The sequence below is a fragment of the Pseudonocardia sp. D17 genome (genome assembly GCF_036984265.1).
Taxonomy (GTDB): Bacteria; Actinomycetota; Actinomycetes; order Mycobacteriales; family Pseudonocardiaceae; genus Pseudonocardia; species Pseudonocardia benzenivorans.
Genome location: NZ_BPRG01000015.1, coordinates 1 through 24,905, shown reverse-complemented (window position 1 = coordinate 24,905; position 24,905 = coordinate 1). Strand labels below are relative to the sequence as shown.

20 protein-coding genes are annotated in these 24,905 nt (G+C 73.5%); 7 read left to right on the top strand and 13 right to left on the bottom strand.

The features are described 5' to 3' along the window. Positions 1–27: 27 nt before the first annotated feature. Together PSD17_RS02445 and PSD17_RS02440 are read right to left on the bottom strand one after the other, a co-directional pair. Positions 28–2,022: an ATP-binding protein gene (locus PSD17_RS02445; protein WP_339121244.1), complete on the bottom strand. Its 1,995-nt coding sequence runs from the start codon at positions 2,020–2,022 to the stop codon at positions 28–30. Between the two features lie 8 nt (positions 2,023–2,030). Continuing rightward, positions 2,031–3,629: an acyl-CoA carboxylase subunit beta gene (locus PSD17_RS02440; RefSeq protein WP_013673771.1), complete on the bottom strand. Its 1,599-nt coding sequence runs from the start codon at positions 3,627–3,629 to the stop codon at positions 2,031–2,033. Between the two features lie 348 nt (positions 3,630–3,977). Here PSD17_RS02440 and PSD17_RS02435 point away from each other — a divergent pair, with 348 nt between their 5' ends. Genes PSD17_RS02435 through PSD17_RS02425 form a run of 3 tightly spaced genes read left to right on the top strand, consistent with a single transcriptional unit; the run spans position 3,978 to position 6,603 of the window. After that, positions 3,978–4,544 carry a hypothetical protein gene (locus PSD17_RS02435; RefSeq protein WP_339121241.1) on the top strand — a complete coding sequence of 189 codons (567 nt, stop codon included), beginning with the start codon at positions 3,978–3,980 and terminating at the stop codon, positions 4,542–4,544. Beyond that, positions 4,541–5,566, top strand: coding sequence for a DUF7065 domain-containing protein (locus tag PSD17_RS02430; protein WP_106096811.1), 1,026 nt, complete (start codon positions 4,541–4,543; stop codon positions 5,564–5,566). Before PSD17_RS02435 ends, PSD17_RS02430 begins: the two co-directional genes overlap by 4 nt. Beyond that, complete coding sequence (locus PSD17_RS02425) at positions 5,563–6,603, top strand: phosphotransferase family protein (RefSeq protein ID WP_013673768.1); 1,041 nt, start codon at positions 5,563–5,565, stop codon at positions 6,601–6,603. Before PSD17_RS02430 ends, PSD17_RS02425 begins: the two co-directional genes overlap by 4 nt. A gap of 66 nt (positions 6,604–6,669) precedes the next feature. Here the strand turns inward: PSD17_RS02425 and PSD17_RS02420 are convergent, their stop codons facing one another. Next, the gene (locus tag PSD17_RS02420; protein WP_339121237.1) at positions 6,670–8,244 is read right to left on the bottom strand and encodes an AMP-binding protein; all 1,575 of its coding nucleotides are present in this window, start codon (positions 8,242–8,244) and stop codon (positions 6,670–6,672) included. 83 nt (positions 8,245–8,327) lie between these two features. Continuing rightward, positions 8,328–9,479: an acyl-CoA dehydrogenase family protein gene (locus PSD17_RS02415; protein ID WP_013673766.1), complete on the bottom strand. Its 1,152-nt coding sequence runs from the start codon at positions 9,477–9,479 to the stop codon at positions 8,328–8,330. Between the two features lie 95 nt (positions 9,480–9,574). Here PSD17_RS02415 and PSD17_RS02410 point away from each other — a divergent pair, with 95 nt between their 5' ends. Next, positions 9,575–10,201, top strand: coding sequence for a TetR/AcrR family transcriptional regulator (locus tag PSD17_RS02410; RefSeq protein ID WP_339121235.1), 627 nt, complete (start codon positions 9,575–9,577; stop codon positions 10,199–10,201). Positions 10,202–10,276: 75 nt separating this feature from the next. Continuing rightward, positions 10,277–11,938, top strand: a complete 1,662-nt coding sequence (locus tag PSD17_RS02405) for an AMP-binding protein (protein WP_013673764.1) — start codon at positions 10,277–10,279, stop codon at positions 11,936–11,938. Here the strand turns inward: PSD17_RS02405 and PSD17_RS02400 are convergent. From PSD17_RS02400 to PSD17_RS02385, 4 genes are all read right to left on the bottom strand, one after another. Then, positions 11,929–12,480 (bottom strand): hypothetical protein, encoded by a 552-nt coding sequence (locus PSD17_RS02400; protein ID WP_339121234.1) that lies wholly within the window; start codon positions 12,478–12,480, stop codon positions 11,929–11,931. The two genes, PSD17_RS02405 and PSD17_RS02400, sit on opposite strands and share 10 nt — an antisense overlap. A 99-nt stretch (positions 12,481–12,579) precedes the next feature. After that, positions 12,580–13,803: a TMEM165/GDT1 family protein gene (locus PSD17_RS02395; protein ID WP_103383770.1), complete on the bottom strand. Its 1,224-nt coding sequence runs from the start codon at positions 13,801–13,803 to the stop codon at positions 12,580–12,582. Between the two features lie 224 nt (positions 13,804–14,027). After that, positions 14,028–14,468: a TIGR03618 family F420-dependent PPOX class oxidoreductase gene (locus tag PSD17_RS02390; protein ID WP_013673762.1), complete on the bottom strand. Its 441-nt coding sequence runs from the start codon at positions 14,466–14,468 to the stop codon at positions 14,028–14,030. Then, positions 14,465–14,830, bottom strand: a complete 366-nt coding sequence (locus PSD17_RS02385) for a hypothetical protein (RefSeq protein WP_013673761.1) — start codon at positions 14,828–14,830, stop codon at positions 14,465–14,467. The genes PSD17_RS02390 and PSD17_RS02385 overlap by 4 nt, the downstream gene beginning before the upstream one ends. 144 nt (positions 14,831–14,974) lie before the next feature. Between PSD17_RS02385 and PSD17_RS02380 the strand changes: the two genes are divergently transcribed. After that, positions 14,975–16,678, top strand: coding sequence for a trypsin-like peptidase domain-containing protein (locus PSD17_RS02380; RefSeq protein ID WP_339121230.1), 1,704 nt, complete (start codon positions 14,975–14,977; stop codon positions 16,676–16,678). A gap of 48 nt (positions 16,679–16,726) precedes the next feature. On the opposite strand, the gene PSD17_RS02375 is transcribed toward PSD17_RS02380, so the two are convergent. The 3 genes from PSD17_RS02375 to PSD17_RS02365 all read right to left on the bottom strand — a co-directional run bounded on the left by PSD17_RS02375 (position 16,727) and on the right by PSD17_RS02365 (position 19,775). Then, a complete protein-coding gene (locus PSD17_RS02375) occupies positions 16,727–17,914 on the bottom strand; it encodes a CaiB/BaiF CoA transferase family protein (protein ID WP_103383769.1) in 1,188 nt (395 codons plus the stop codon). Positions 17,915–17,967: 53 nt separating this feature from the next. Next, positions 17,968–18,747 carry a GIDE domain-containing protein gene (locus PSD17_RS02370; RefSeq protein WP_013673758.1) on the bottom strand — a complete coding sequence of 260 codons (780 nt, stop codon included), beginning with the start codon at positions 18,745–18,747 and terminating at the stop codon, positions 17,968–17,970. A gap of 128 nt (positions 18,748–18,875) precedes the next feature. Further along, positions 18,876–19,775 carry an alpha/beta hydrolase gene (locus tag PSD17_RS02365; protein WP_339121227.1) on the bottom strand — a complete coding sequence of 300 codons (900 nt, stop codon included), beginning with the start codon at positions 19,773–19,775 and terminating at the stop codon, positions 18,876–18,878. A 142-nt stretch (positions 19,776–19,917) separates the two neighbouring features. On the opposite strand from PSD17_RS02365, the gene PSD17_RS02360 reads away from it, so the two are divergent. Then, a complete protein-coding gene (locus PSD17_RS02360; protein WP_013673756.1) occupies positions 19,918–21,411 on the top strand; it encodes a long-chain-fatty-acid--CoA ligase in 1,494 nt (497 codons plus the stop codon). Between the two features lie 134 nt (positions 21,412–21,545). Here PSD17_RS02360 and PSD17_RS02355 read toward each other — a convergent pair whose 3' ends face one another. Continuing rightward, positions 21,546–24,347: a phage holin family protein gene (locus PSD17_RS02355; protein WP_339121223.1), complete on the bottom strand. Its 2,802-nt coding sequence runs from the start codon at positions 24,345–24,347 to the stop codon at positions 21,546–21,548. Beyond that, positions 24,344–24,727 (bottom strand): MBL fold metallo-hydrolase, encoded by a 384-nt coding sequence (locus PSD17_RS02350; protein WP_445260982.1) that lies wholly within the window; start codon positions 24,725–24,727, stop codon positions 24,344–24,346. Before PSD17_RS02350 ends, PSD17_RS02355 begins: the two co-directional genes overlap by 4 nt. Positions 24,728–24,905 lie beyond the last annotated feature (178 nt).

Here is a 24,905-nt window from a genome sequence, read left to right as displayed (position 1 = left end):
CGCCACTCACGACACGAGTCGGCCCGGTCATCCTGCTGTCGCCTCCGCGGCCACTTCCTCCACGACCGCCAGCACCTGCCCGGTGTCGACCTGGTCACCCTGCGCCACATGGATCTCCGACACGACGCCGTCGACCGGTGCCGCGACGGTGTGCTCCATCTTCATCGCCTCCAGCACGACGAGCGGCTGCCCGGCGGTGACCTCGGCCCCTGCCTCGGCGAGGACCCGCACCACCCCGCCGGGCATCGGCGCGAGCAACGAGCCGGCGGCGGCGAACGCGTTGGGATCGGCGAAGCGCGGCACCTCGGCCAGGGCGACCGAACCGTCGGGACCGTCCACATACGACGTTCCCCCGGCCCGGACGACGCTGTAGCGCCTGCGCACGCCGTCGACCTCCAGGACCACGGCCTCGGGCCCGGCCGTCGCGACGACGGCGGTGCCCAGGCGCGCCCCGTCGACCTCGACGTCCAGCGCCCCGCGCCGGTACCGGTAGCTGACCTCGATCTCGGTGTCCCCCACCGTGTAGGCCACGCGCTGCGGCGCCCCGCCGACGTTGCGCCAGCCCGACGGAACCGCCGCCAGCACCCGGGCGCTCGCCCGGTTCGAGGCCTGGGCGGCCAGTGCGGCCGCGGCGGCGTGCCGCGCGAGCCCCCCGGCGGGCGCCGAGAGCGCGGCCGGGTCGTGGCGGGTCAGGTAGCCGGTGTCGGTGCCGCCCGCGAGGAACTCCGGCTCGCGCAGGATGCCGACGAGCAGGTCGCGGTTCGTCGTGACGCCGTGGATGCGGGCGGTCGCCAGCGCGCGGGCCAGCGCGCGGGCGGCGTCGGTACGGGTGGGCCCGTGCGCGATCACCTTGGCGAGCATCGGGTCGTAGTGGGGCGAGACGACCGAGCCGTCGACGAACCCGGTGTCGACGCGGATGCCGGAACCGGCGGGGATGGCGAACGAGTGCAGGGTGCCCGTCGCGGGCAGGAAGCCGGCCGCCACGTCCTCGGCGTAGAGCCGCACCTCGATCGCGTGGCCGGTGATCGTGGCACCGGTGACCTCCGGCAGCAGCGGCGCACCCTCGGCGACGCGCAGCTGCTGCTCCACGAGGTCGAGCCCGGTGACCAGCTCGGTGACGGGGTGCTCGACCTGCAGCCGGGTGTTGACCTCCAGGAAGAAGAACCGCCCGTCCTGGTCGAGCACGAACTCGACGGTGCCCGCACCGGTGTAGCCGATCGCCTTGCCCGCGGCGACGGCGGCGGCGCCCAGCTCGGCGCGCAGCGCGTCGTCGACCGCCGGGGACGGCGACTCCTCGACGATCTTCTGGTAGCGGCGCTGGATGGAACACTCGCGCTCGAACAGGTGCACGACGTCGCCGTGGGTGTCGCCGAGGATCTGCACCTCGACGTGCCGCGGGTCGACGACGTAGCGCTCCAGGAACACCGTCCCGTCGCCGAACGCCGACGCGGCCTCACGACGGGCGCCGTCGACCGCCTCCCGCAGCGAGTCGGCGTCGTGGACGATGCGCATGCCGCGTCCGCCACCGCCGAACGCGGCCTTGACCAGCACGGGGAACCCGATCCGGTCGGCCTCGACCGACAGGTCGGTCTCGTCGGTGACGGTCGCGCCCGGAAGCACCGGCACGCCCGCGGCCTCCATGAGCGCCTTGGCCTCGAGCTTGGAACCCATCGACGCGATGGCCTCCGGCGTCGGGCCGACGAAGGTCAGCCCGGCCGCGGCGCAGTCGCGGGCGAAGCCGGCGTTCTCGGAGAGGAACCCGTAGCCGGGGTGCACGGCGTCGGCACCGGTGGCCTGCGCGGCGGCGATCACCAGGTCGGCCCGCAGGTATGTGTCCGACGGGGCGGCCCCAGGGAGCCGGACCGCCTCGTCGGCGAGCTGGACGTGGGGAGCGTCGGCGTCGGGGTCGGAGAACAGCGCGACCGTCGCGATGCCGAGGCGGTGCGCGGTGCGCATGACCCGCGCGGCGATCTCCCCGCGGTTGGCGACGAGCAGCTTCTGAATGGTCTTCTGCGTGGACATCGACGGGCTCACATCCGGAAGACGCCGAAGCCGCGACGGCCGGCGATCGTGTTGGAGTGCACGGCCGACAGCGACATCCCGAGCACGGTGCGGGTGTCCCGGGGGTCGACGATGCCGTCGTCGTAGAGCCGGGCGGTGACGTAGAAGGCGTGCGACTCGGCCTCGATCTGGGCCTCGATCGCCGCCGTGCGCTTGGCGTCGGCCTCCTCGTCGAAGGGCTTGCCCTGCGACGCGGCCGAGGCGCGCCCGACGATCGACATGACGCCCGCGAGCTGCGCCGCACCCATGACGGCGAGCTTGGCGCCGGGCCAGGCGAACATCAGCCGGGGGTCGTAGGCGCGGCCGGACATGCCGTAGTTGCCCGCGCCGAACGACGAGTTCATGTTGATCGTGAGGTGCGGGACGGCGCTGTTGGTGACCGAGTTGATCATCTTGGCGCCGTCCTTGATGATCCCGCCCTGCTCGTACTCGGTCCCCACCATGTAGCCGGTGGTGTTCTGCAGGAACACCAGCGGGGTGTCGGTCTGGTTGGCGAGCAGGATGAACTCGCTGGCCTTCTTGGCCTCCTCGCTGAACAGCACGCCGCGGTGGTTGGCCAGGATCCCGACCGGATAGCCGTGGATCTGCGCCCAGCCGGTCACGAGGGACGTCCCGTAGAGCGGCTTGTACTCGTCGAAGTCGGAGTCGTCGACGGTGCGGGCGAGGATCTCGCGCGGGTCGAACGGGACCTTGATGTCGGAGGAGACGATGCCGAGGATCTCCTCCGGGTCGTAGCGCGGCGGCAGCGGGTCGGCGGCCGGCGCCGGTCCCAGCTTGTGCCAGTTGATCCGGGAGATGATCTCGCGGCCCAGCCGGATCGCGTCGAGCTCGTCGACGGCAAAGTAGTCCGACAGGCCCGAGATGCGGCTGTGCATGTCCGCGCCACCGAGCGACTCGTCGTCGGCGTCCTCGCCGGTGGCCATCTTGACCAGTGGCGGACCGCCGAGGAACACCTTGGCGCGGTTGTCGACGAGCACCGCGTAGTCGCACATGCCCGGGACGTAGGCCCCGCCCGCCGTCGAGTTGCCGAAGACCAGCGCCACGGTCGGGATCGCCAGCGACGACAGCTCCGTGAGCTCGTGGAAGATCCGCCCGGCCGGGACGAACAGGTCGGCCTGCGTGGGCAGGTCGGCGCCACCGGACTCGACGAGGTTGATCACCGGCAGCCGGTTGAGCCGGGCGATCTCCAACGCGCGCAGCGTCTTGCGCAGGGAGTACGGGTTCATCGCCCCGCCGCGGACCGTCGGGTCGTGGCCGATGACCATGCACTCGACTCCCTCGACCACGCCGATGCCGGTGAGCACCGACGCGCCGACGGTGAAGTCGGTGCCCCAGGCCGCCAGTGGCGCGAGCTCGAGGAAGGGGCTGTCCGGGTCGAGCAGCAGCTCCAGCCGCTCACGGACCGGGAGCTTGCCGCGGTCGCGATGGCGTTGCATGTACCGCTCGCCGCCGCCCGCGATGACCAGCTCCAGCTGCTCGTTGAGCTGGTCGATCATCTCGAGCTGGTACTTGCGGTTGCTCTGGTAGGTCTCGGACGCGGTGTCCACCGCGGTCCTCAGCACCGGCATCAGCCGCACCTCGCGACCGGTCGTGCAGTGCTCCCACAGACGTCCACGGCGACTCCCGGAGTTACTAGCCATTCACTACTTGCGAACTCTACCGACGGAGCCGGGCCGTGACCAGACCCCGGCCCCCGCGCATCCGCCGTGGCCGACCGTAGCGGTCGACAGCGTGCGCGGCAGCCGCTGCGACGACGCGTTCCGGACGGCGTTGACAGGGCCGGTTCTGGTACATCATGGTTCACTACGACGGGCCGATCGGCCGGTCGCGGCGGCGTGCCGCGACCCCTCCCGGCCCGTCGCCAGAGCTCGCGCCGCCCGGCCGCGCGCGGCGGACCCAGGCGAGAGAGGCGTGCCGTGTTCAACGCGATGACCCCGGCCCAGCTCACGGCCGTGCTGTCCGGGACGCTGCGCGAGTCCGCCGACTGGGCGCGGCCGTTGGACGGGTTCCAGCGCGGCCAGCTGAAGTCGGCCGGCAGCATCGGCCGACATCTCGCCGCCGAGCTCGCGGGTGGCCCGGCCGTGGCCGCGCGGTTCCGCGCGGACCTGCGCGCGCTGCTGTGCGAGCCCCGACCCGCACCCGCGACCACGCGCCCCGCCGCCGGCACGTCGCCCGCCGGCGCCGTCTCGGCCGCGGTCGACACCGTCGTGGCCACCGCGGCGGACACGGTCCTCGGCGCCGCCGCCGAGGCCGTCGTCGCGGCCATCGACGGCGACCCCTCCGGCGACGTGGCCGCGCTCGGCGCCCCGATCGGCGACCTGCTGGCGGCCTGCCGCGCCGCGGGCCCCGACGGCGCCGCGCTCGCCGCGGACGTCCGCAGTCTCCTGCGCGACCTCGTCGACGCCGAGATCGACCTGCTCTCCCGGCCCACCGAGACCCGCCCGGCCGCCCCGCCCGCATCCCCGACCGGAGGCACCCGATGACCCGGACCAGCCCGACCTACCGCCCGAGCGACCTGCCCGCCGACGTCGCGCGCCACGACCGCGTCCACCCGCCCGGCGACGACCGGCGCTGGCGCGAGAGCTACTACTTCTCCTTCTACGACGCGCGCCACGGCATCGGCGGCTTCTCCTCCATCGGCCGGCGCGTCGCGAGCGGCCACTCCGGTTCGGTCAACGTGCTGTGGGGCCCCGACCGGCACAGCCTGGTCGCCTCGGAGTGGGACTCGTTCGACAAGCTCGAGGACCACGTGCACGTCGCGGGCATGACCTACTCGTCCGACGAGCCCTTCGGCGACTGGCGGCTGCAGTTCGGCGGCAAGCTCAACGACGGCGGCGACGGCGTCGAGTGCGACCACGCGGCGCTCGGGCCCGTCGCGAAGAGCGCGGCCGACTCGGTCGAGGTGTCCTACGACCTGACCTTCTCCCCCACCCACCCGCCCTACGTCTACCGCGAGGACCCGCGGTGGTCGGAACTGTTCACCGGGCACGTCGACGAGGTCGGCCTGGTCACCGGCACGATCACCATCGACGGCACGACGATCGAGATCGACGGCCGCGGCGGCAAGGACCACTCCTGGGGCGTGCGCAACTGGTTCGCCCCCGACGACTGGCGCTGGATCGACCTCGTCTCCGACGGCGGACCGGAGATCGCGATGTGGCGCGCCGACCTGGGCGGCTGGATCGGCGACGGTGCCGTGTTCACCGACCCCGCGGCCGGGCCCGAGCGGGCCATCGTCGGCTACACCGAGACCGTCACGACGGTCCCCCGGCCCGACGTGCCCGGCAAGGCGATCCCGACCGGGCTGACGGCCGAGATCACGACCGGCGCGGGCACGCATCACCTGGAGGGCACCGTCGTACGGGTGCTTCCGGTGCTGTTCGACCGGCGCGTCGACGGCACCCTGCAGCGCTCGTGGAACGACCGCTCGCTGCTGTCGACGACCGTCGACGGCCACCCCGGCTGGGCGAACGTCGAGTTCGCCGGGCGCGTCGAGAACCCGTGACCGCAGTCGTGCCGGCCGACACGGCGGTCCCGCCCGACACCGTCCTCGACGTGCTGGTCGAGGCCGGGCGGCTCGACGCGCGCGACCGCGCGCGGCCGTGGGCGTTGCGTCAGCTCGCCGGCGGCTGGAGCAGGCACACGTGGCTGCTCAGCGCCGGGGATCCGGAGCCGGGCAGGGCGTTCGTCGTCCGCGTCAAGCCGCCCGCGTCGCTGCTCGACTCCGATCTCGAACGCGAGTACCGGCTCTACGCGACCGTCGCGGCGGCAGGCGTCCCGGTGCCCACGCCGCACGGCATCGAGCACGCGACCGACACCCCGCTCGGCGGGTCGTGGTTCGTGATGGACTGGGTGCCGGGCTCGGCGCCCGTGACGTGGCTGCGCCGCGACCGCGAGGCGCTCGAGGCCGACTGGGCCGACGGCGGGCGGCTGGGCCGCGACCTCGTCGAGACGATCGCCGGGATCCACGCGATCCCGGCCGCGGACCTCGGCTTCCTCGGCCCGCCGCGCAGCTACGCCGACGCCGTCGACCGCTGGGCCCGCACCTACGCCGAGGACCGGCTGGTCCGCGACCCCGTCGTGGAGGACGCCTTCGCGTGGCTGCGCGAGCGTGAACCCGATCCGGTTCCGCCAGCGCTGGTGCACGGCGACTACCGGATCGGCAACACGATGATCCACGAGGGCCGGATCGCGGCCGTCGTCGACTGGGAGCTGGCCTACCTCGGCGACCCGCGCTACGACCTGGGCTACGCCGCGCTGGACTACCTGGCGGGCAAGTTCATCGAGCCGGGGTCGGCGCTGCTGGAGGCGGTCTGCGACCGCGACTGGTTCTTCCGCGCCTACGAGCAGCTGCGCGCCACGACCGTCGACCCGGAGGTCGTGCGCAGCTACTCGGTGCTGGGGGCGCTGGCGCTGATCTGCATCCTGCTCACGGGCATCCGCACCTACGCCGACGGGCGCACCACCGACGTGCGGATGGCCTGGAACCGCTACGCCGTACCCGGGCTGCGCCAGGACCTCGTCCGCCTCATGGGCTGGTGAGCCCGCCCGGGACCGCACGCCATCGTGAGCGGCGATGGTCGCCGCGGCGACCATCGCCGCTCACGGTCAGCCGTAGTGGCCCTGGTGCTGGTCGCGCACCACGTTCTTCTGGATCTTCCCCGTCGACGTCCTGGGCAGCTCGTCGACGACGATGACCGCCTTGGGGATCTTGTAGCCGTCGAGGTGCCCGCGCAGCGCGGTCCTGAGCTCCTCGGGGTCGATCGACTCGCCCGGCTTCGGCACGACGACCGCCGTGATCGCCTCGGTCCAGCGCTCGTGCGGGAGCCCGACGACGACGGCCTCGGCCACCCGCGGCTCAGCGGCGTAGACGGCCCGCTCCACCTCGAGCGACGCGACGTTCTCGCCGCCGGTCTTGATCACGTCCTTGTAGCGGTCGGCGAACCAGAGCACGCCGTCCTCGCCGAACCAGCCGACGTCGCCGGAGTGGAACCAGCCGTGGGCGAACGCCTCGTCGGTCGCCTCCGGGTTGTCCAGGTAGCCGTTCATCGTCGACGGGCCGCGGTAGACGATCTCGCCCTTCTCCCCCGCGGGCAGCAGTGTGCCGTCCGGCCCCATGATCGCCACCTGGACGCCGGTGATCGGGGTGCCGACGGCGCCGATGTGGGTGAGCTGGTGCTCGGGCCGGAACAGCGTCGTCACCGGGCTCATCTCCGTCTGCCCGAACAGCAGCGCGAACTCGCAGCCGAAGCCCTCGAGGCAGGCCTTGATCAGCGGCTCGGGCATGGGCGCCATGGCGTAGACGGCCCGGCGCAGGCTCGACAGGTCGCGCGCCGCGAACGACGCGTGCTCCAGGGCCGCGCGGTACATCATCGGCAGCCCGAACACCTGGGTGATCGACTCGCGCTCGATCGTGGTGAGGAAGGCCTCCGGGTCGAAGCCGCGCTGCACGTGGATCGTCGCGCCGACCATCAGCGCGGGTGTGCAGAACGCGTTGAGCTGCGCGGTGTGGAAGAACGGCATGAGGCACAGGAAGCGGTCGGTCGCGTTCCACCCCGAGTCGAGCGCGCCGGACATCGACTCCAGGTAGATCGCCAGGTGCGAGCCGACGACGCCCTTGGGGAACGACGTCGTGCCCGACGTGTAGAGGTAGCTCAGGCCGTCGCGGTCCTCGACGTGGTACTCGGCGGGCGAGGAGTCCTCGGACTCGACGTCGGCCAGCGCCGACCACGTCCGGTCGGCCGGGGCCGCCTCCCACTGTGCGCCCAGGCCGGGCGCGACGAACACGTCGGCGACGTCGGAGACCTTCTCGATCGCCTCGCCGACCGTGGCGACGAGCTGCGACTCGACGACGATCCCGCGCGCCCTGGAGTGGCCGAGCACGTAGGCGACCTCCCCTGCCTTCCAGCCGAGGTTGACCGGCACGCAGACGACGCCGAGCTTGGCGCACGCGTAGTAGACGGCGAGGAACTCCGCACTGTTGCCCGAGGCCAGCCCCAGCGCGTCGCCACGGGCGTAGCCGCGGGCCGCGAGCCCGTGGGCGAGGCGGTTGACCCAGGCGTCGAACTCGGCGTAGGTCCAGCGCCGGTCGCCGTCGACGACGGCGAGCTGCGCCGGGCGGGCGGCGGCGGAGCGGGTCAGCGAGTCACCGACGTTGACGCGCTGGATCAGGTTGGTCGACATCGTCGTCACTCCCGGGTCGGGACCTTGCTCGTGGTCGGCTCGTGGTCGGCGCGTGGGCGCGGCTCGTGAGGATCAGCTCGGGCTCAGTAGGACTTCGGCAGGCCGAGCGTGTGCTGGGCCACGAAGTTGAGGATCATCTCCCGGTTGACCGGGGCGATCCGCAGCAACCTCGCCATGCCCCAGTAGGGCAGCAGCCCGTACTCGCGCGCAAGGCCGTTGCCGCCGTGGGTCTGGATCGCCGCGTCGAGCGCGTTCAGCGCGGCCTCGGCGGCGGCGTACTTCGCCATGTTCGACGCCTCGCCCGCCGGCAGGCCGTGGTCGTGGCACCAGGCGGCCTTGCGCGTCATCAGCGCGGCGAGCTCGGTCTCGATCGCGGCCTTGGCCAATGGGTGCGACACACCCTGGTGGGCGCCGATCGGGGTGTCCCACACCCTGCGGTCGCCCGCGTAGCGGGCGGCCTGCGCCAGCGCGTACCGGGCGACGCCGACGCACACCGCCGCTCCGGTGATGCGCTCGGGGTTGAGGCCGTGGAAGACCTGGCGGAACCCGGCACCCTCCTCGCCGATCAGGTTCGCGGCGGGCACCCGCACGTCGTCGAAGTGCAGTACGAACTGCTTCTCCGGCACCTGGATGTCGACGGGCAGGTGGGTGCGCTGGAGCCCGGGTGCGTCGGTGTCGACGACGAACAGCGACAGCCGGGCGTTGCCCGCGTCGTCACGGCCGCTGCGGGCGACCACGACGAGCGCCTCGGCCTCGTCGACACCGGAGATGTAGTGCTTGGTGCCGTTGAGCACCCAGTGGTCGCCGTCGCGCACCGCGGTCGTCGACAGCCGGTGGGTGTTGGACCCCGCGTCGGGCTCGGTGATGGCGAAGACGACCTTCGTCGACCCGTCGGCCAGCCCCGGCAGCCAGCGCTGCTTGAGCTCGGCGGACCCGAACTCGGCGATCACCTCCGCCGAGATCGCCGACGACACGAGCAGCAGCAACAGCGGCGCGCCCTGCGCCGCGGCCTCCTCGCAGACCAGCGCCAGCTCGACGAGCCCGCCGCCCCCGCCGCCGTACTCCTCGGGGATGTTGACCCCCACGAAGCCCGACTTGCCCAGCGCGTCCCACAGCTCCGTGGTCGGCTCCCCAGCACGTGCCCGCTCGACGAAGTAGGCGCCCCCGAAGTCGCCCGCGACGGCGGCGACGGCCGCCCGCAGATCGCGGTGCTCGTCGGTCTCGGCGAAGTCCACGCGGTGCCTCCGGCCCGTCCCGTCTGCCGATCCGTTCGAATGTGATCAGCAGTTCACTGGTGACGACGGTACCGGGGTCCTGCCATGATGACCAGATGGCCGCTCCACGCCCGCGCAGTCAGCGCGATCCCGACCGCCGGGAGCGGATCCTCGTCGCCGCGGCACAGCTCGTCGCCCGCCGCAGGTACCACACGGTCGGGATGGCCGACATCGGCGCCGAGGCCGGCATCGTGGGCTCCGGGATCTACCGTCACTTCGACAGCAAGGCCGCGATCCTCATCGCGTTGCTCGACCAGGTGATGGACCGGCTGCAGTCCGGGGCCGCACGGATCGTCAGCGCCGCACCCGACGACGAGATCGCCCTGTCCGCGCTGGTCCGCGACCACATCCGGGTCGCACTCCAGGACCGCAGCGTGCTCGCCGTCTACCACCGCGAGGTCCACAACCTCCCCGAGGAGGAGCGCAGGCGGCTGCGCAGGCGCCAGCGCCACTACATCGAGGACTGGGTGCACGTGCTCGCGCCGCTGCGCCGCGACCTCGCCGACGGCGAGCAGCGGCTGGCGGTCCACGCGGCCATCGGCGCGATCCAGTCGACCTTGTTCTTCCGCAGCGGACTCGCCGAGGCACGGCTGGCCGAGCTGCTCGACGAGATGGCGCACGCGTGCCTCGGCGTCACCCCGGCGCCGCGCGAGCGGAGTGAACTGCTGATGACTAAGTACTGATCGGTCCCGTCGTCGTCGCGCGCGACGGCGCCGCAACCGACCGCACTGACGCCTCCCGCGCAAAGGAGCCCGGACGTGAACGACCAGCCCCACATCGACGTCACGACCCTGCGTGGCCGCCGCGCGGTCAACCGCTGGGAGCGGACCTCCGTCGGCGACATGTTCGAACGCCTGACCTGGAGCTATCCCGACCAGGTGGCCATCTCGGGCCGTCCGGGGGCCTACGCCGACGAGCAGTTCGCGCGGGTCACCTACCGGCAGGCCGACGCCGTCGCGAGCCGCGTCGCGCACGCGCTCGCCGACGCCGGGCTCGTCCCCGGCGACCGCGTCCTGATGGTGTGCGAGAACTCCGTCGAGGCGTTCCTGGCCAAGGTCGGGATCGCCAAGGCCGGCATGGTCGCGGCGCCCATCAACCCGAACCTCGCGACCGACGTCGTGACGCACCTGATCGGCGTGCTGGAGCCGCGGTTCGCGATCGTCGACGCCGAGATGTGGCCCAAGGTCGAGGCGGCGTTCGCCGCGAGCGACCTGGCCGTGGGCGCGACGATCACCGTCGGCGGCGGCCCGGTGGCCGACAGCCCGTCGTTCACCGACTTCATCGCGGGCAAGCCCGAGACCGAGCCGGACGTCGAGATCCACGGCGACGACATCTGGCAGCTGCTGTTCACCTCGGGCACGACGTCGATGCCCAAGGGCGCCATGCTGTCCCACAGCATGACGCACCTCGCGGCGCTGAACTTCTCGGTGTCGCTGTCGCGGAGCCTGCGCCACGAGAGCGACCTCAAGCTCGTCGTCTTCCTGCCGATCATCTACCACATCGGCGACCAGATCTTCCCGTTCGGCGCCTTCCTCGCCGGCGGCTCGATGGTCCTGGGCCGCAGGCCCACGCCCGAGGCGACGGCCGACGCCATCGCCGAGGAACGGGCCACCGCGCTGTGGAACGGCTCGCCGCAGTTCGCCGCCAACCTCGCCGCCGAGCTCGACCGCCGCCCGGAGCTCGACGTCTCCAGCCTGACGACGCTCGTCTACGGCTGGGGCGCGCTGGAGCCGCGGGTGGTCGAGGACCTGGAGAAGCGCTGCGCGGACGGCTTCGTGACCCTGGGCATCTTCGGCCAGACCGAGGCCATCGCCTGTCACCGCTTCTGGCCGACGAAGTGGCCGGAGGTCTACGCGCGCAGCGCCCCCGCGGTCAACTACGTGGGCGTGCCGAGCCCGATCCTGGCCTCCGACGTCGTCGACGAGACCGGGACGCCGGTACGCGGGGAGCCCGGCGAGGCGGTGTACCGGTCGCCGGTGATCATGGCCGGGTACTACCGCAACGAGGAGGCGACGCGCGAGGCGTTCCGCGGGGGCTGGTTCCACTCCGGCGACAGCGCCCAGATCGACGAGGACGGCCTGCGGATCATGGTCGACCGCTACAAGGACATCGTGAAGTCCGGCGGCGAGAACGTGTCGAGCATGCGCGTCGAGTCCGTGCTCTACGGCCACCCCGACGTCGAACGTGCCGCCGTGATCGGGCTCGACCACCCGCGCTGGGGCGAGGCCGTCACGGCCGTCGTCGTGCCGAAGGCGGGCACGACGCCCGACGCCGACGCGATCATCGCGCACTGCCGCGAGCGGCTGGCCGGCTTCGAGACGCCCAAGGCCGTCGTCTTCGCCGACGCGTTGCCCGACACCGTCGGCGGCAAGGTGCTCAAGTACAAGCTGCGCGCCGAGCACGCCGACCTCTACCGGTAGCCGTGGGTGGCGACGGTCGCGGTCGCGGCCGTCGCCATCCACCTGTCCGCTCGAGTTCTCCGCGACCATCGGCGAGGCCGGCCGGCTGCTCCTGCCCGCGCGCGTGACGATGGTTCTCGGCCGTAACCGGCCGCGGCGGGTGTCTGCACGAAGACCGGGACGTAGGCGTACACCGCGAACATCGACGCGCCGGACAGCAGCGCGACCAGGTTCGTCGTCCAGACCCCGCGCAGCCGCATCACCCGCATGTCGATGACGGGGTGGCCGGACCGGGACTCGGCCACGACCCACGCGGCCAGCAGCACGACGGACCCGACGAGCGGCGCGATCACCGCGGGTGAGGCCCACCCCCACTGGTCGCCCATGCTCAGCGACACGAGCAGCGCGACCAGCCAGGCCGCCAGCAGCGCGGCGCCGAGCCAGTTGATGCGCCCGCCGGCGCGGACCGGCGAGGCCGGGACGAGCAGGTGCGCGGCCATCGCCGTCAGCGCCACGACGACCGCGGGCAGCCAGAACAGCGCCCGCCGGCCGCCGAGGGCCACGACCGGCGTCGAGTACGACGAGGCCGGCCAGCGTGAGCGGGTCCTCGGGATGGCCCTGGACGGACTGCGCGCCCGCCCGCGCTGACCCGGGGACGGGCGTCAGCCCACCCGGACGCGCTCGCCGAGCCCGGGCGGGGTCTCGGCGGTGCGCAGCCGCGGGAGGAACCGCCCGGTGCGCAGCACGTAGTCCGCGTACGCGGCGCCGTGGGCGGCCGCCAGCCGCGGTTCGCGGATCGCACGGGCCTGCACCTGCACCGCGACGACGATCAGCACCATTGCGAGCACGCCCAGCACCGTCGGCACCATCAGCAGCAGCCCCCACGTGGCGACGACGATGCCCGTCATACCCGGGTGCCGCACGCGGGCGTGCAGCCCGACCGTCGAGAGCCGGGGGCCCCTCTCGGGCGGCGTGGCGTGGGCCGCGTACGACGCGATGGCCGCCCGCCAGAGCGCGCACCCGCCGAGGAACGCACCGGCTCCGGCGGCCGCGACGCCCGGATCGCTGAACAGCGAGATCGGCTCGATGACGTCGGTGGCCACCAGCAGCGGGGCGGCGAGGCCCAGCACGACGGCCGCCGCCGACAGCACACGAACCCACCAGGTCGCGACGCCGACGCGGCTCGGCCGCGTGACCAGACGCCTTCGCGTGAGGACACCGAGGACGATCCCGGCGAGGGCCAGCGCGAGCGCGCCCCATCCCGCGGCGTGATGGTCGAGCAGCGCGGCGACGGGCTCGCCGGTCAGCTGGGAGACCGCGTCGACGGCGAGCCAGATGCCGAAGAGCCCGAACAGGCCCGCGGCGCCGTAGCGGATGGTGCGCTCGGGCAGCCGCCTGCCCAGCTGCCGGCCGATGACGATCGCGATCGCATCCGCCACGACCATGCCGAGGGTCGACCCGAGCCACACCCCGAACCAGCCGTGCTGGGTGGCCAGCGTGATCGTCGCCAGCATCGTCTTGTCGCCGAGCTCGGCCAGGAAGAACGCCGTCGACGCCGCGACGACCGCCGAGCGCGTCACCCGCGTGGCCTTTGCATGCTCCTCCGCGGTGAGGGCGTCGCCGCGGAGGGTCCACGCGCCGAACCCGAGGAACGCGACGGCGGCGATCAGCGCGATCCAGCCCGTCGGGAGTGCGGCGCCGAGGCCGTGCCCGACGGCGACCGACACGAGGTGCACCACCGACGTGGCGATCGTGATCCCGACGAGTACGGGCACAGCGCGGTGGCGGGTCGCGAAGGTCAGGGCCATGAGCTGGGACTTGTCACCGAGCTCGGCGACGAAGATCACCCCGAAGCTGAGCGCGGCAGCGACCAGCACGTCGTACATCGAGCACCCCTCGATCTCGGACCGGATCGAGGACTGCGGACCTCGACCCGGTGCCTACCGGATCGAAGGTCTCGCTCGCCTGGTGGCGCAGGCCGTGCGGCCGGGCCGCCCGAGGGCGTCCAGTATGTCGACCGCGACGTTGGGAGCTACTCCCCTTCGCTGGCCGTCACGATACAGGCCGGGTGCCGCGATGATCACGCGCCAGTGGCGCGCGACACGGGAAATCAGGCGTTGCCGTAGACCCGGGTGGGGGTCATCAGCACCGCGGCCCGACGCTCCTCGCGCATCACGCGGTCGTAGGCGTCCCAGTCGTCGTGACTGCCGCCGGCACCGGCGAACACCTCGCGCAGCAGGAGCCGCAGCCGCTCGTCGTCGACACCGTCGGCCGGGTCGTCGGGGCCGATGATCTCGCAGGTGCCCTCGATCGTCGCCCACTTCCAGCCGGAGCGGAACGACAGCGCCGAGGCGGGCCGCTCACGCAGGTTCGCGAGCTTGACCCGGCCGTACGTCACGTAGCCGACGACGGCCTCTCCCGTGACCGGGTGACGGACCGGGCCGGCGTTGACCAGCGACGAGTGGACCGATCCGTCGGCGCGGGTGATCGAGACGACCGCCAGGTACGACTCCCGGGCGGCCAGGGACCAGACGGCGTTCAGTTCTGTCACGGGGTCGACAGTAGGCCACCCGGGACCTCGCCGGTGCCGTAGCGGTCGAGAACGCCGGCGACCGGCCGGGCCCAGCGTTCGTGCGCCGACTGCCGCGTCGTTCCGGCGGCCCGGGCGATGGTCTCCCACGTGGTCCCGACGCGGCGCAGGCCGACGAGGTCGGGCAACGGGTCGAGCCCGGCGGCGAGATGGATCCGGAACTGCAGGAGCTGCCAGGCGACCTCACGGTCGCGCTCGCCGGGCACGCCGACGCCGTCGAGCAACGCGTCGGCCTGGCGGCCCGACTCGGCGACGGCGGCCACGCGCACGGCGTCGACGGCGGCGGACACGTCCGCGGAGAGGGCTCGGTCGAGAGGCTCCATGCCTGTCAGGCAACTCCTGACATACCCATCGTGTCAAGTTGACCCTGACAGGCGCCGCGTCCTCACCGAATCCGCGCGAAACCACGCGACTATTCCCAGCAGGCCCACAGGGACGTCTCAGGTTCTCCCAGCACAGTCGTCACCATGACCGACGAGCAGCGGGGGTACGGCCGTTCCGACGCGGACGCCGATCCGGCCGGTCGACCCCCGACCGAGCAGACCTCCGTGCCGCCCGAGGGCGGCCGGTCCACCGACGACACCCCGGCCGCGGTTTTCCCGCGCGCCGCCGAGGGCGGCCGGCCCACGGCTGCCGACGCGGCCGCGGACACGGTCGCCGACGACGGCACCCATGCCGACGCCGGCATCGGCGCCGACGGCGGGGCGGCCGCCGCCGAGCACCCGACCCAGCACCTGGGCGCCCCACGGTACGAGCCGTACGCCGGGGCGGCCGCGCAGGCCGGGAGCCCGTGGAACCGGACGGGCTGGAACCAGCCGGGCTCGACGCCCGGCCCGTACGGGGCCCACCCGTCGGGCAACCCGGGCAGGCCCGGCCCGTACGGCGCCCCCTACGGCGTGGGGGCACAGCCCCCCGCGGGTGACCCTGCCGGTACGCCCTCCGGACCGGGCGCGACCGCCACCATGGCGCCGCCCGCCCCGCAGCCGAAGGCGCGCGCGTCGCGGCCGATGATCGGCATCGTCGCGGCCGCGCTCGTCGCGGGCCTCGTCGGCGGCGGTGCCGGCTTCGGCGCGGCCTACGCGGTGTTCGACCACGGCGGCGGTGCGGTCACCCTGAGCAGCAGCCCGGCCAGCACCTCGAACGTCGCGGCCGTCAACGGCACCGTCGCGGCGGCCGCCGCCAAGGCCATGCCGTCCACCGTGGACATCCGGGTGGCCATGGCGCAGGGCGAGGTCGAGGGCAGCGGGGTCGTCCTCACCTCCGACGGCAAGATCCTCACCAACAACCACGTCGTCGCCGAGCAGGGCCAGATCACCGTCACCCTGTCCGACGGCTCGCAGCACCAGGCCACCGTCGTCGGCACCGCGCCGAGCTACGACCTCGCGGTCCTGCAGCTCAGCGGCGTGTCCGGGCTGACCCCGGCCACCCTCGGGCAGTCCAAGGACGTCCAGGTCGGCCAGCAGGTCGTCGCGATCGGCTCGCCGCAGGGCCTCACCGGCACGGTGACCAGCGGCATCGTGAGCGCGCTCAACCGGACCGTGTCGACGCAGGGCGAGGACGGCTCCGCCGTCGTCTACAACGGACTGCAGACCGACGCGCCCATCAACCAGGGCAACTCCGGTGGCGCCCTGGTCAACCTCGACGGTCAGGTCGTCGGCATCAACTCGGCGATCCAGACCGCGGGCAACTCGACGGGCAGCATCGGGCTCGGCTTCGCGATCCCGGTCGACCAGGCCAAGCGCGTCGCCCAGGAGATCATCAACACCGGGCACGCCACCAAGCCGGTGCTCGGGGTCCAGGGCTCGACGTCGGGCCGCCCCACCGACGTCAGCGGCGCCCAGATCGCGGCGGTGCAGGACGGCTCGCCCGCGGCGGCGGCCGGTCTCAAGGCGGGCGACGTGGTCACCAAGGTGGGCAACACGACCGTCAACGACTTCTCCGACCTCGTCGCCCAGATCGGCTCCTACGCCCCCGGCGACAAGGTCACCCTGACCGTCGGGAGCGGCGGCTCGGCGCGGACCGTCGACGTCACGCTCGGCAGCCAGCAGGACCAGGGCGCGTCGACCAGCACCGGCGGCTCGGACTCCGGCGGCGGGTCCGGGCAGGAGAACCCCTTCGGCAACGGCCAGAACCCCTTCGGCCGCAACCCGTTCGGCAACGGCGGCAACTGACCCGCAGGCAGGCCCGTGAGCGGCGACGGTCGAGGCGACCGTCGCCGCTCACCCGCGTTCGAGCCAGGCCCGGATCTCCGCCGAGTCCGCGCCGAGGGCAGGCGGGCTGCGCCGGTAGGTCGGTGGCGTTGCGGAGTAGCCGACGGGGTTGCGGACCGTCGGGACCGCCGACGCCGGATCGCCGGGCCACACGACCGGGTCGAGCCCGAGACCCTCGGCCAGCGCGACACCCTGCGCGACGTCGTTGATCGGTCCGCACGGCACACCCGCGCCGGTGATCAGCGTGAACCACTCGGCGGCGCTGCGGGCCGCCAGCGCCTCGACCATGAGGGGCCGCAGCTGCTCCCGGTTCGCGCTGCGCACCCCCGGGGTGGCGAACCGGGGGTCGTCCGGCAGCCCGGGCAGCCCGATGACCTCGCACAGCTTGCGGAACTGGCCGTTGTTCGCGGCGATCACGATCAGCTCGCCGTCGCCCGTCGGCATCGGCTCGTAGGGATAGACGCTGGGGTGCTCGTTGCCCATCCGCCGCGGGACGACGCCGCCCGCCACCACCGCCGAGGTCTGGTTGACCAGGCACGACATGGCCACCGACAGAAGGTTGGTCTCCAGCAGCTGGCCCTCGCCGGTGGCGTCACGGTGCCGCAGCGCCGCGAGGACCGCGACGGCCGCATGCAGGCCCGTCATGACGTCGAAGACCGCCGCGCCGGCGCGCAGCGGGCTGCCGTCGGCCTCGCCGGTCACGCTCATGAACCCGGAGGTGGCCTGCACGAGCAGGTCGTAGCCCGGCAGGTGCGCGCCGCCCGCGGTGCCGAAGCCGCTGATCGAGCAGTAGACGACGGACTCGTTGCGGGCCCTGACCGCGGCGTGGTCGAGGCCGAAGCGCACCAGCCCACCGGGCTTGAAGTTCTCGACCAGGACGTCGGCACGGTCGGCGAGGCGGTGCGCCACGGCCAGGTCCGCGGGATCGGTGAGGTCGAGCACGATCGACCGCTTGTTGCGGTTCATCGACAGGTAGTAGGTGGCGACGCCGTCGCGGGTGGGCGGGGTCCAGGTCCGGGTGTCGTCGCCACCGGGCCCCTCCACCTTCACGACGGTCGCGCCCAGATCGGCGAGGATCATCGTCGCGTACGGGCCGGCGAGGACCCGGGAGAAGTCGGCGACGAGCACGCCGTCGAGTGGCCCGCCCGTCGGCCCGTCGAGATCGTTCACGTCCCCCGTGCCGCCGGCGCCACCCACGGCCCGAGACTACGTCGCGGCGCGCGCCCGCCGGACGGGCGCCCGAGCCGGCGTCAGAGGACCAGCGCGAGGACCACCACCACGATCCCCACGACGACCAGCGCCGCGCCCAGCCGCGAGCGGAACCGCTGCCGGCCCCGCGCGGCGTCGGTGAGCTGCTGCTCGGTGCTCGTCGACATCACGAACGGCTGCTTCGGGTCCGCGGGCGGCGCGATCACGAGCGGGCCGATCGCGTCGTGGACCTCGCCCAGCACGTACATCGGCGTCCCGGGGCGCAGCACCCACTCGGTGTACTGGTAGCCGATCGTCTCGTCGCGGTCGGAGCCGACGAGCGCACCGACGACGTCCGCCCAGCCGTTCGACGGCTCCTGCGTCTGCTCGAACCGGTCGGTCACCTGCTCGACGCCGTCGGGCCTGCGGCCGGCGTGGTCGACGCCGATCGTGCGGCCGTCGCGCAGCAGCGCGAACCCGGGTCCCGACGTCTGCTCGGCGACTGTCTCCGTCCGCGTCGTCACACGGGTGCTGCCGTCGCGGTCACGGTCGTAGTGCTTGTAGCGACGCTGCACCCGGTGGCTGTGCCACACACACTCGACGCCGCTCAGCTCCGAGCGCAGGACGCCCTCGGGGCTGGGGTGCGCCGCGCCGACGACCTCGCACACCTTGCGGAAGCTCCCCCGCGCGCCGAGGTCGTCGGACACCCGGCGCAGCTCCTCGAGCTCGGGTACCGACAGCGTCTCCGCCGCCAGCATGGCGTGCACGGACCGCTGCGCCCGCACCGCCGACCACAGGAACCCGGCGCCGACCAGCACGACGACGACCCCGATGACCCACATGACCTGCTCCCCCTCGCCGCTGCGTCCTCGACCTCCCGGACGCTACGGCCCGCAACGATCCGGATCGGCCCGGCCAGCACCACGATCCCGCGGTGGTGCTGGCACCCCTTCCGGCCGCCGGCCCCGGGTCACAGCAGCCCGTGCCGGCCCAGGAAACTCGTCGCGACGGAGAAGCCCTCGTCGTGCGCGGGCAGGGTCGGCAGCTGCAGGTAGGCGTGCGGGACCCCGGCGGCGACGTGCAGCTGGTGCGGGACGCCCGCCACCGCGAGCCGCGCGGCCATCGACTCCGACTCGCCGCGCAACGGGTCCAGCTCGCCGACGCTGAGCAACGTCGGCGGGAACCCGATGACCTGGCGCTCGGGGGCGCACCGCGGGTCGCCGCGCAGCGCGTCGAACTCCTCGGGCGGCAGGTAGAGCTGGGAGGCCGCGTCGGCCCCGCCCAGCAGGTCCGACAGGATCGGCAGCGCGCGGTGGTAGTCGTAGATGCCGTAGAACAGCAGCGCGGCGCGGACGTCGGCACCTGCCCCGGTGGCCAGTGCGGCCGCCGCGAGGTTCGCGCCCGCCGAGTCACCCCCGATGATCAGCCGGTCGGGGTCCCCGCCGTGCTCCGCGGCGTGCGCGCGCGCCCAGTCGAGCGCCGCGGCGACGTCCTCGACCGCGCCCGGGAACCGGTGCTTGGGGGCGCGCCGGTAGTCGACCGACGCGACGAGCAGCCCGCGCGAGGCCAGCTCCGCCGACAGCCGCCGGTGTGTCGAGGGCGAGCCCATGACCCAGCCGCCGCCGTGCAGGTACACGACCGTCGGGAAAGGCGGTTCACCGAAGGGGACGTGCACGTCGACGCCCAGGCGCCAGCCGCCGGACTCCCGGATCGGGACCCCGGTGCGGACCTCGGCGACCTCCGGGGCGCCGCCGTTGGTGTACTCGTCGAACGACCGGAACAGGGCGACGGGCGGCTCCCCGCCGCGCGGCACCCGCAGCGTCGTCTGGAACTCCAGGAGGGCGGGCGGCACCGATGCCGGCGCGGTCATGACGGGACTCCTGCACGGTCGGGGGAGCGATCTTCCCCCCGGACGCTAGGTCGGCCGTGTCGCGCCCGTCAACGCTGCCGCCGCGGGGCTACCTCACAGTAGGTTCCGTGCAGACCCCCCGACGACCAGCCCGGAGCCGACGATGACGAACCTGGCCGCCAACCTCGTGGCGACAGCCCAGGCCCACCCCGACCGCACGGCGATCAAGCTCGACGACGTCGAGCTCAGCTATGCCGACCTGCACCGGGCGTCCGCGGCCGTCGCCGGGATGCTCGTCGAGCGGGGCATCTCGCCCGGCGACCGTGTCGGCATCGTGCTGCCGAACCTGCCGGCGTTCCCGATCCTGTTCCATGGCGCGCTGCTGGCCGGCGCCGCCGTCGTCCCGATGAACCCGCTGCTCAAGGACCGCGAGGTCGAGTACTACCTGCGCGACTCGGAGATGTCGCTGGTGTTCGGCTGGGACGCGGGCGGTGACGCGGTACCCGCCGCGGCGCAGGCCGTCGGCGTCCCCGCGGTGCTCGTCGGCCCGATGGGCCCCGACGCCGAGCAGCTCGGCGGCGCCGCGCCGGTCCCGGAGCCGGTCGAGCGCGACGACTCCGACACCGCGGTCATCCTCTACACGTCCGGCACCACCGGCCAGCCCAAGGGCGCCGAGCTCACCCACGCGAACCTGCGCACCAACACCGCGACGACCTCGAAATCCGTCCTCGTGATCAGCCACGAGGACGTCATCATGGGCTGCCTGCCGCTGTTCCACGTCTTCGGCCTGACCTGCGGGCTCAACGCGGCGGTCGACGTCGGCGCGACGCTGACGCTCATCCCGCGGTTCGACCCCGCGAAGGCGCTGGCCGTCGTCGCCCGCGACCGGGTCACCGTGTTCGAGGGCGTCCCGACGATGTACGCCGCGATGCTGCACCACCCCGACGCCGACAACGCCGACATGTCGACGCTGCGCACCTGCGCCTCCGGCGGCTCGGCCATGCCGGTGGAGATCATGCGTGCCTTCGAGGAGAAGTTCGGCTGCATCGTGCTGGAGGGCTACGGGCTGTCGGAGACCTCGCCCGTCGCCTCGTTCAACCAGCCGCACCGCGAGCGCAAGCCCGGGTCCATCGGGTTCGAGATCCCCGGCTGCGAGATGCGGGTGGTCGACGACGAGGGCCGCGACGTCGGGCTCGACACGCCCGGCGAGATCGCCATTCGCGGCGAGAACGTCATGAAGGGCTACTGGCGCCGTCCCGACGCCACCGCCGAGGCGATCCCCGACGGCTGGTTCCGCACCGGCGACATCGCCACCAAGGACGCCGACGGCTACTACTTCATCGTCGACCGCAAGAAGGACCTGATCATCCGCGGCGGATACAACGTCTACCCGCGCGAGGTCGAGGAGGCCCTCTACGAGCACCCCGCCGTCGCCGAGGCCGCCGTCATCGGCATCCCGCACCCGGAGTGGGGCGAGGAGGTCGGCGCCGCGGTCGCGCTCAAGCCCGGGGAGAAGGCCGACCCCGAGGAACTGCGCGACTTCGTCAAGGAGCGCGTCGCCGCGTACAAGTACCCGCGGCAGGTCTGGCTCGTCCCCGAGCTCCCGAAGGGCCCGACGGGCAAGATCCTGCGCCGCGAGGTGCGCGCGCCGGAGTGAGCCGGCCCAGGCGTCGGCCTTCTGCACGAACGGCCCTTTCCTGCAACTGAGCTGCGGGAAAGGGCCGTTCGTGCAACCCGGCGGCGGCCGCTGCAGGGCGCGTCCCCCTTGCACGAACGGCACAGTCGTGCCATTCAGTTGCGCGACAGGGCCGTTCGTTCGGAATCGGGGTGCGTCGTGGCGGACGCCGCAGCGGGTTCGGGGTGGCCGAGGTGGGTCAGCCAGCCGCGCAGGACGCGGTGCAGGGCCTCCGCGCCGACGATCTCGCCCGGTGCAGGCAGGTCGGCGGGGTACAGCAGGAAGCCGCGCGACTGCGGGCCGCCCAACCCGCCGTGCGACCCGACGTGCGGCTCGAAGGGCGGCGCGTCGTCGGTCCCGGGCTCGTAGCGACTGTTGATCATGATGTCGGCGCAGTGCGGGAAGCCGTCGACGCGGCGGACCAGGTCGGCGGCGTGCGGACCGTAGGCCGTGAGCGGGTCGGCGCCCTCGACCGCGTCGGTCGCGAGCCGCCGCGCGCCGTCGCGGCCCAGCACGACGGCCCCGTACTCCCGGCTGCGCACCAGCACGAACCCCACGCCGGGATGGTCGACGAGCGCGGGCAGCAGGGCGGGGAACTCGCGCTCGATCGTCTCCAGCTCGACGCGTCCGTCGTGTTCGGTGAACGACACCATCGCGACGTGCCCCGACGCCACGACCACGACGCCGGGCGCCGCCCGCGCGACCGCGCCCGGGCGCCCGCTCTCGGTGCGGGTGCGGTGCTCGGCGGTGCCCGCCCGCTCGACGCGCGCCCGCAGCCTGCGCGCGATCGGCCCGGTGCCCGACGTCGCCTCCGCGAGCACCGCACCGGCCTGCCAGCCCTCGGCGGGCCGCCGCGAGTCGTGCCTGTTCGAGGGCTCCCCCTGCGGGGCTCCGCACTGCCTGCCGACGAACTGCTCGATCGACTCCCCGAACCTGTCGGCGAAGGCCCAGCCCTGGGTCTGGCCGTGGTCGGTGAGCACGACGATGCGGTACGGCCGTGGGGCGAGGTGCGTGGCCCGGTGCAGCCTGCCGATCTGGCGGTCGATGCCGCGCAACACCTCCAGCGTGTCGAAGCGCTCGATGCCCGAGTGGTGGGCCACCTCGTCGTAGCCCAGGAAGTCGGCGTAGACGACCGAGCGCCCGGCCATCATGTCCTCGATGATCGCCGAGACGACGATGTCGCGCGAGATCACCGTCGTACCCGGCCGGGCCAGCGGGTACCAGCCGCCGCGGCGGGTGCGCGGCCGGACGTCGGCGCGGCGCTGGCGGGCTGCGGCGAGCAGCTCGCGGCCGACGTCCACCAGCGAGGCGACGAACGTGCGCAACGCGTTCACCGGGTTGGCGAAGTAGGTGTAGTAGCCCGCCCAGAGCCTCTCGTGGCCGCGGCCGCGCCTGCGCCGCTTCTCGACGAGCGGGATCGCGCTCATCGTCAGCGAGACGTGCTCGGCGTCGCCGGTGAACAGGTTGCCGCGCGCGGCCCCGTCGACGGCGAGCAGCCCGCGGCCGTCGGAGTGACGGCGTTCGATCTCGGCGGCGTCGCCGGGGTGCGCGCACGCCATGACGTGGTCGCGATCCTTCTCGTACCAGCGGAAACCGAGGATGTCGGTGTTGTCGCCGTGCAGGATGCCGCAGACGCTCGCGCCGGTCTGTGAGCTCCAGTCGCAGTGCCAGCCGGTCAGCTCGTGTCCGCCCTCGGCGAGCCAGCGCGCCAGCGTGGGCATGTCGCCGTCGCGCACCGCGCGTCGGACGACGTCGTGTCCGAGGCCGTCGACCTGCAGGAACAGCACGCCCGGTACCTGGTCCGGATCGGTGGCGGCGGCGCGGCGGGCCCGCCGGGCGGCGCGTCGGAAGAAGATCTCGTCCTCGTCGAGGGCGAGCAACGAGGAGATGACCGCCCCCACCGCGGCGAGCGCGACGGCGACGACCACGGCGGCGCGGAAGTCGTGGATGTGCACGCCGGGCACGACGAGGAACACCGCCGCGACGCCCGCACCCATCAGCAGGAACCCGCCGACGCCGAGGGTGAACAGCGCAAGCGGCAGCACGAGCCGCGCGACCGGTGGCCAGCCGATGGCCGTCAGCAGCCCGAGCAGCAGCGCACACACCACCGGCTGCCACCACGAGTCCATCTCGAAGCCCGGCAGCAGCCGGTCGAGCATGACCAGCGCGACGGCCGTCGCAGCCCACACGCACACCACCCGCACCGCGGCCCGGCCCCCGCGCAGCAGCCGGCCCCGCCCGTGCGGGGGTCCGGGCTCGGTCGCGCCCACGAGCGCGCTCCTCTCTCCCGTGCTGTCGGTGGGTCGTGCGCGGCGATCGCCGCTCACACGGGCTCTTCGGCGGCGCGCCACCAGCCCGCTCACCGCGCCGACGAGCAGCACCAGCACGGTGGCGACGAGCGTCGCGACCAGCGGGGAGTCGAACAGCCCACCACTGACGACCCCCAGCACCGAGTACGCGACCGCCCACAGCAGCGCCGCGAGCGCGGCCGCCGGGACGAGCCGGCGCCACGGATGCGCGAGAGCCGCCGCGGCGACCAGGACCGGGATGCGGCCCGCCGGCAGCAGACGTCCGACGACGACCAACTGCCAACCGCGGCGGGCGAACGTCGCGCGGGCGGCGTCGAGGCGTTCGACGGGCTGGCGGCGGGTCACCCAGCGCACGGCGGCGTCGCTGCCCAGCCGCGCGACGCCATAGGTGATCAGGTCACCCGCGAGCGCGGCGACGGTCGCGACCAGCACGACCAGCGGCAACGACAGGTGCGGCGTCGTCATCGCGACGGCGGCGGCCGCCCCGACGACCGCGCCCGTCGGGACGACGGGGATCACCGACCCGACGAACACGCCCAGCGCGAGCAGCGGGTAGCCGATCCGCGCGGGGTCAGTGAGGTCGTCGAGGGACAGCGCGAGCGCGCTCACACCCGGCCACCCGGTTCGACCACGGCCACCCGCGTGGGCCCCCCGTCCGCGGCGACCGCCGACGCGAACTGCCGCGGCGGCTCCACGAGCAGCCTGCGCATCCTGGCCCCCGCCCCGCCCGGCGCCCGGACCAGGCCCGGCAGCGCGAGCGTGCCCCAGTGCACGGGCACCGCGAGCCGCGGCCGCAGCCGTTCGACGGCGTGCGCCGCCCGGTCGGGGTCGAGATGGCCGGGCCCGAGCGTCGGACCCCAGCCCCACACCGGCAGCAGCGCGACGTCGAGGTCGCCCAGGGTGTCCATGGTGAGCACGACCCGCCCGCCCAGCTCGACGCGCACCGTCGAATGGCCGAGGAAGCGCAGGCCGGGGAGCGCGTCGGACACGCCGCGAGCCTATGCGCCGCGGCGATCGCACGAACGGCACAGTGGCGCAACCGAATGGCACGAACGACCCGCTCGGGTGATCCGCGTCGGTCCCGGCCGGGTCGCACGAACGGCCCTTTCGCGCAACTGAGTGGCGGGAAAGGGCCGTTCGTGCGGGGAGGAGGGGCAGGGGGGCGGA